5 protein-coding genes are annotated in these 6,244 nt (G+C 64.6%); 1 reads left to right on the top strand and 4 read right to left on the bottom strand.

What is annotated here, in order from left to right:
* Nucleotides 1-149 precede the first annotated feature (149 nt).
* Nucleotides 150-3,734, bottom strand: a complete 3,585-nt coding sequence (locus AWB68_RS19050) for an indolepyruvate ferredoxin oxidoreductase family protein (RefSeq protein ID WP_087645898.1) — start codon at nt 3,732-3,734, stop codon at nt 150-152.
* Nucleotides 3,735-3,990: 256 nt separating this feature from the next.
* On the opposite strand from AWB68_RS19050, the gene AWB68_RS19045 reads away from it, so the two are divergent.
* Entirely contained in the window at nt 3,991-4,608 is a 618-nt protein-coding gene (locus AWB68_RS19045) for a glutathione S-transferase family protein (protein WP_087645897.1), read from the top strand.
* 33 nt (nt 4,609-4,641) lie between these two features.
* Here AWB68_RS19045 and AWB68_RS19040 read toward each other — a convergent pair whose 3' ends face one another.
* The 3 genes from AWB68_RS19040 to AWB68_RS19030 all read right to left on the bottom strand — a co-directional run bounded on the left by AWB68_RS19040 (nt 4,642) and on the right by AWB68_RS19030 (nt 6,241).
* Nucleotides 4,642-4,887: a hypothetical protein gene (locus AWB68_RS19040; RefSeq protein WP_087645896.1), complete on the bottom strand. Its 246-nt coding sequence runs from the start codon at nt 4,885-4,887 to the stop codon at nt 4,642-4,644.
* A gap of 55 nt (nt 4,888-4,942) precedes the next feature.
* A complete protein-coding gene (locus tag AWB68_RS19035) occupies nt 4,943-5,164 on the bottom strand; it encodes a hypothetical protein (protein WP_087645895.1) in 222 nt (73 codons plus the stop codon).
* Between the two features lie 162 nt (nt 5,165-5,326).
* A complete protein-coding gene (locus AWB68_RS19030) occupies nt 5,327-6,241 on the bottom strand; it encodes a carbohydrate kinase family protein (protein WP_087645894.1) in 915 nt (304 codons plus the stop codon).
* Nucleotides 6,242-6,244 lie beyond the last annotated feature (3 nt).

Below are 6,244 nucleotides of genomic sequence, written 5' to 3'. Positions count from 1 at the left end.
TTTCTTTGCTTACTTTCTTTGCAGCAGCAAAGAAAGTGAGTCCCGCCCCGGACAGGGGCAGAGCAAATAAACCAAAAACAAAGCAAGTTCCATAGAAGCCCGAGCACATCAAACGGTGTAAGCCTGAACCCCGAGCGCCAGCGACAAAATCACTTCGCCACGACGACCGGAATCCCCTTCAAACTCGCCGCGCCCTTCATCTCATCCAGCGATGCACGCACCGCCGCGCCCGTCGCTGCTTCGATGCGCAGTTTCGCGGCCAGATCGCGCTCGCGACGCTTCACCATCGACAGATTCGCCAGCTTCACATGCCCATACCCGCGCACGCGTTCGAAAAGCACGGCCAGCGCTTCAACGTCTTTCGCGTTATCCGCGTTCAGCGCGCCAAACGCCCGTGACATCGTGACTTCGTAATCGTCGGCGAGCTGGCGCTCCATGCGGCGCTCGAGCGTCTTGCCGAACGGATCGAGCATGCCGCCGCGCAGGCCGCGGAATTTCGCCATCGTGCCGAGCACAGGCCACAGCCACTGGCCGAACGTCATCTTGCGTGGCTGTCCGCCGTTCTTCGGCTTCGACAAAACCGGCGGCGCGAGGTTGAACTTGACGGTGAAATCCTTGCCCGCCGCGCCTTCGAACTGCGCCTCGAGTGCCGCGCGGAAAGCCGGATCGGCGTGCAGGCGCGCGACTTCGTATTCGTCCTTCACGGCCAGCAGCTTGTAGAACGTCGTCGCGACGGCGCGCGTGATCGCATCGTCCTTCGACGCCGCCGCCGCGTTCACCAGCTTGCGATAACGCTCGACATACGCCGCGCCGCCATATTCCGCGAGACGCCGTTCGCGATCGGCGATCAGCGCGGCAAGCGGCATCGCGTTCATTTCGACGCGTGTCGTCTGCGCGGTCTTCTGAAGCGTGTCGAGCGCGTCGAGGTCGGCGGCAGCGAGGCGTCCGATGGCGAACGCCAGCTTGTTCATCGGCACGGCGACGTTGTTCAACTCGATCGCACGCATCATCGCCGCGTGCGACACCGGCACGAGGCCAAGCTGCCACGCGTAGCCGAGCATCAGGATGTTCGCGCCGATCGTATCGCCGAGAAAACGCGTCGCGAGCGCCTGCGCGTCGCAGGTCTTCATCCGCTCGGCGCCGGCGGCGTGCTGCATCTTGTCGAGGAGCGCGTCGGCGTGGAGGTTCGCGTCCGGGTTCTGCACGAAGCTCGCGTTCGGAATCGCGTGCGTGTTGACGACGATCCGCGTGCGGCCGTGGCGCACCGTCTGCAACGCGTCGGCACTCGCGCCGACCACCATGTCGCAGGCGAGCAGGACGTCGGCTTGCTGCGTGTCGATGCGGACCTGGTTCAGCAGCGCATCGGTCGCGGCGAAGCGCACGAACGACAGCACCGAGCCGCCCTTTTGCGCGAAGCCCATGAAATCGAGCACCGATGCGCTCTTGCCCTCCAGATGCGCCGCCATGCTGATCAGCGCGCCAACCGTCACCACGCCCGTGCCGCCGACGCCCGTGATCAGGATGTCGTACGGCGCGTTGTCGAGATGCTGTTTCGGGCTTTGCAGCGCATCGACGCGCCGCGCGAGTTCGTCAGGATCGAACGCGTTGCCGGCGGCCTTTTTCAGCTTCGCGCCTTCGAGCGTGACGAAGCTCGGGCAGAAGCCGTTCACGCACGAATAGTCCTTGTTGCACGACGACTGATCGATGCGGCGCTTGCGCCCCAGTTCGGTTTCGACCGGTTCGACTGAGAGGCAATTCGACTGCACGCCGCAGTCGCCGCAACCCTCGCAGACGGCTTCGTTGATGAAAAGACGCTTGTCCGGGTCGGGAAACTCGCCTTTCTTCCTGCGACGGCGCTTTTCCGCCGCGCACGTCTGGTCGTAGATCAGCACGGTGACGCCCGGCGTATCGCGCAGACGCCGCTGCACGGCATCGAGTTCGTCGCGGTGATGAAAGGTCGTACCGCGCGGGAACTGGTCGTGGTGACCGTCGTACTTCTCGGGCTCGTCGCTCACGACGAACAGCAGCGCGATGCCTTCCGCTTCGACCTGCCGCGCGATCTGCGGCACCGAAATGCTGCCGTCGACGGGCTGGCCGCCGGTCATCGCGACTGCATCGTTATAGAGGATCTTGTAGGTGATGTTCGCCTTCGCCGCGACCGCCTGGCGAATCGCGAGAATGCCCGAGTGGAAATAGGTGCCGTCGCCGAGGTTCTGGAAGACGTGCGGCGTTTTCGTGAACATCGAATGCGACGCCCAATCGACGCCTTCTCCGCCCATCTGGATCAAACCGGTCGTATCGCGCTCCATCCACGACGCCATGAAGTGGCAGCCGATGCCCGCCTGCGCGACGGAGCCTTCGGGCACTTTCGTCGACGTGTTGTGCGGGCAGCCCGAGCAGAAGTACGGCGTGCGCTTCACAGAATCGGCGACGTTTGAGAGGATTTGCGGCGCGACGAGATCGACTACTTTCTCGCGACGGTCGAGCGCCGGCTTGTGGCGCGCGAGCCAGTCGGCGAAAACCGGCAGCACGCGCGACGGACGCAGTTCGCCAAGCGACGTCAGCAGCATCGCGCCATCCTGCGCGTGCTTGCCGATCACGATCGGCCGTGCGCCGCTCGTCCGGTTGTAGAGATGATCCTTGATCTGCTGCTCGATGATCGGGCCCTTCTCCTCAATCACGAGCACTTCCGACAGCCCTTCGACGAACGTGTCGAGCCGCGTGGTTTCGAGCGGAAACGACAGGCCGACCTTGTAGATCCGCACGCCCGCCCGGTCGAGGTCGTCGACGGTGAGATCGAGCCGGCGCAGCGCCTCCATCAGGTCGAGATGCGCCTTGCCGCACGTCACGATCCCCACATTCGCCTGCGCGCTCGGCGCAATCCACTTGTCGATGCTGTTCACGCGGGCGAAGTGACGCACGGCGTCGAGCTTGGCGGCGAGACGTGCTTCGATCGTGAGGCTCGGCAGGTCGGGCCAGCGGTTGTGCAGGCCGCCCGCGGGCGCGACGAAATCCTGCGGTGTTTTCCACGTCGTCTGGATTGCGTCGAGATCGACGGTCGAACCCGATTCGACCGTCTCCGAAATCGCCTTGAAGCCGATCCACGCACCCGAAAAACGCGACAGCGCCCAGCCGTAGAGGCCGAACTCCAGCATGTCCGCGATGTTCGACGGATTCACGACCGGCATGCTCCAGCCGATCAACGCCTGATCGCTCTGATGCGGCATCGATGACGACACGCAGCCGTGATCGTCGCCCGCCACCACCAGCACGCCACCGTGCGGCGACGAGCCGTAGGCGTTGCCGTGCTTGAGCGCATCGCCCGCGCGATCGACCCCCGGGCCCTTGCCGTACCACATTGCGAAGACGCCTTCGACGGTGCGTTCCTCGTCCGATTCCACCCGCTGCGTGCCGAGCACGGCGGTGCCGCCGAGTTCCTCGTTGATCGCGGGCAGGAAGCGCACGTCATGCGACGCGAGCAGTTTCTTCGCCTTCCACAACTGCTGGTCGACCATACCGAGCGGCGAGCCGCGATAGCCGCTGACGAAACCGGCGGTGTTCAGATTCGCGGCGCGATCGAGTTCGCGCTGCATCAGCACGAGCCGCACGAGCGCCTGCGTGCCGGTCAGGAAGATGCGGCCGCGCGTGGCGGAGAGATTGTCGGTGAGCTTGTAGTCGGACAGGGCGGGAGTCTGGCCGTCCTGAATTGCTTCAAAGGGAACGCGCGCGTTCATGAAATCTCCGGCTTTTTATGGTTTGGCGTGGGGGTTCGCAAGAGCTCCATTCTTCGCCGACAAAACCGGAATTTTTTTGCGGACTTCTCGCGGGTCTTCGTTTATCGGAAACGAAACCGTCTCTTTTCGAGATAGCGGAGAGAGAATCACCGGCGCGGCGCGCGTGTCAACGTAAACCCGAACCTTTGGCGGGGCGCGTTGGGGCTAACTGAGCGTAACCTGAACGCTTGCCGAGCCACCCGAGGACGATCCGCCGATGAAGCTCTACTACTGGCCGAAGACGCGCGCATTTCGCGCGCTGTGGATGCTGGAGGAATTGCGCGTGCCGTATGAGTTCGCGTTCGTGAACATCCGCGCGGGCGATCAGAACGAGCCGGAATTCTGTCGCGTCAATCCGATGTGCAAGCTTCCCGCGCTGGAGGACGACGGCGTGATGGTCGCCGAATCGGGCGCGGTGCTTTTGTATCTCGCCGACAAATTTCCTGACGCGCGGCTTGGCGTGCCATTGGGTGATCCGCTGCGCGGACGCTTCTTGCAGTGGATGTTCTTTACCGGCGCGTGTCTCGAACCGGCGATGGCCGAGCGGATGACCGGCGCACCCGGTAACACGGTGAGCTTCGGCTGGGGCGATCTGGGGCGCGTCGAGCATGCGATCGAAGGGGCGCTGAAGGACGGACCGTGGGTGGTCGGCGAGCGGTTTACCGCTGCGGATATTCTCGTCGCGAGCACGCTGCAGATCGCGTATATGGCGAAGCTCATTGAGCCGGGCGGGGTGCTGTCGGAGTATGTCGATCGCGCGGTCGCGCGCGAGGGGCACGAACGCGCGGCGGCGATCGATCATCGGGAGGCGGAGCGGGTTGCCTTGAGGCGATAGGAAGCGCTGGCGCCAGCAGCGCCAGCCCCAACCCTACGGAAAGGCCCGTGGTTTTGGAATTCCCGCGCCAGCCTCGATATCGGCGATTGCCTGCTGGTGCGCAAGATCGATCGCTTCGGCGGCATTTGACAGGCCGCCATCGCCACCCACCGTCGTCCACGATTTCACGGCCTTGTCGTGGTGACGGATTTCGTATTCCGCGTCCCAACGCGCCCCCTGCAGTTCGAGCGGCCGCACATGGATCGCATAGACGCCATAGAGGAAGAGCTGTTCCGGCATGATGTCCCTCCAGTCGAGCCGCAAGCGCCCGCGCGACGCGAGCGCCGCCGGCTGCTTATAGTTCGATTTCCCCGAGGATGCGGTGCGCGAGTGCCCGCGCTTCTTCGAGCGCCTCGCCCTCGTTCTCCGACGACGCTCCGACTTCGTAGAGTGTCGAGTCGGTTCCCTCGCCGTCGTCCCGGGCGAGCGAGACGACACCCTGGAACTGACCGTCGTCGACCGGGCGTACGCCGATCGTCGCGGTGTAGAGGCCCTTCGTGTAGGTCGTGTCGTCCATGTTGCAGCTCCGGCGAAGACGGAAATTCATGCTAGCACGCTGATATGCAACGTGCGTGACCACGATGACGCGACTTTGAACAATGAACGGCTTCAGTAGGTCCACGCGCTTTCGCAGCGGCCGCAAGCCCGCCCGCGCCGCTGCGATCAGCCCGACGCCGGGTCACGCGTTCAGCAATTCCTCGACTTCCTCCAGCGACGGCGAATGCGCGCCCGAGAACCGGCAGGCCGCCGCGCCCGACGCGAGCGCGAAGCGCAGATGCTCGGGCCAGCCACCCTCGCGTGCCATCAGGCTATAGAGCAACCCCGCAATCGACGCATCGCCCGCACCGACCGTGTCCGCGACCTGAACCTGCGGCGGCTTCGCGCGATACACCGCATCGCCGACATAGAGCGCCGCCTCGCTCGACCCGCGCGTGACGAGCACGCTCGCCTGCGGGTTCATCGCGCGAATCTGTGCGAGCGCGTCGGCTTCGGGGATGCCGCGAAACAGCATGTGCAGGTCTTCGTCCGATACCTTGATCAGGTCGGCAAGCGATGCCATGTTGCGCAGGATCGGCTCGTAGCCGGTCTCCATCAGGTTGCGATAGTTCGGATCGAAGCTAATCTTCACGCCGTGCGCGCGCAGTTGCGCGGCAAGCGCGGCGAGCGTCGCGCCGAGCGGCAGGCGCACGAGGCTGATGCAGCCGAAATGCGCCCACTTCACCTGCTCCATCCAGCCCTGCGGCAGCTTCGACGGATCGAACGCGAGATCCGCGCCGTTCTCGCCCATGAAGTAATAGGTCGGCGGCTGCGTCTTGTGGACGATCGCGAGCAGCGGCAAACGCTCGACGCGCTGCATGAAGCGCATGTCGAGACCGGCGGCGACACTCGCTTCCCACAGGTCGTCGGAAAAGTTGTCGACGCCAAGCGAGCCGGCGCAGGCCGTCGGCAGGCCGAGGCGCGCGACCGCCCGCGCGACGTTCCAGCCGGCGCCGCCCGGACGCGAAAGCCACGTCGACGCGTCGGTGCGGATCATGTCGGTGAGGATGTCGCCGGCTGACACGAAGGTCGGAAGAGTCTGCTGTTCTGCTGCCATTTG

This window comes from Caballeronia choica (assembly GCF_001544535.1).
In the GTDB taxonomy this organism is placed as follows: domain Bacteria; phylum Pseudomonadota; class Gammaproteobacteria; order Burkholderiales; family Burkholderiaceae; genus Caballeronia; species Caballeronia choica.
Note: the sequence above shows the minus strand (reverse complement) of the source record. Positions and strands in the feature narration are given on the sequence as shown.

Excerpts from the sequence above, each read along its gene's own strand:
- AWB68_RS19035 (WP_087645895.1), bottom strand. The coding sequence starts at position 5,164 with ATGGACGACACGACCTACACGAAGGGCCTCTACACCGCGACGATCGGC.
- AWB68_RS19030 (WP_087645894.1), bottom strand. The coding sequence starts at position 6,241 with ATGGCAGCAGAACAGCAGACTCTTCCGACCTTCGTGTCAGCCGGCGAC.
- AWB68_RS19050 (WP_087645898.1), bottom strand. The coding sequence starts at position 3,734 with ATGAACGCGCGCGTTCCCTTTGAAGCAATTCAGGACGGCCAGACTCCC.
- AWB68_RS19040 (WP_087645896.1), bottom strand. The coding sequence starts at position 4,887 with ATGCCGGAACAGCTCTTCCTCTATGGCGTCTATGCGATCCATGTGCGG.
- AWB68_RS19045 (WP_087645897.1), top strand. The coding sequence starts at position 3,991 with ATGAAGCTCTACTACTGGCCGAAGACGCGCGCATTTCGCGCGCTGTGG.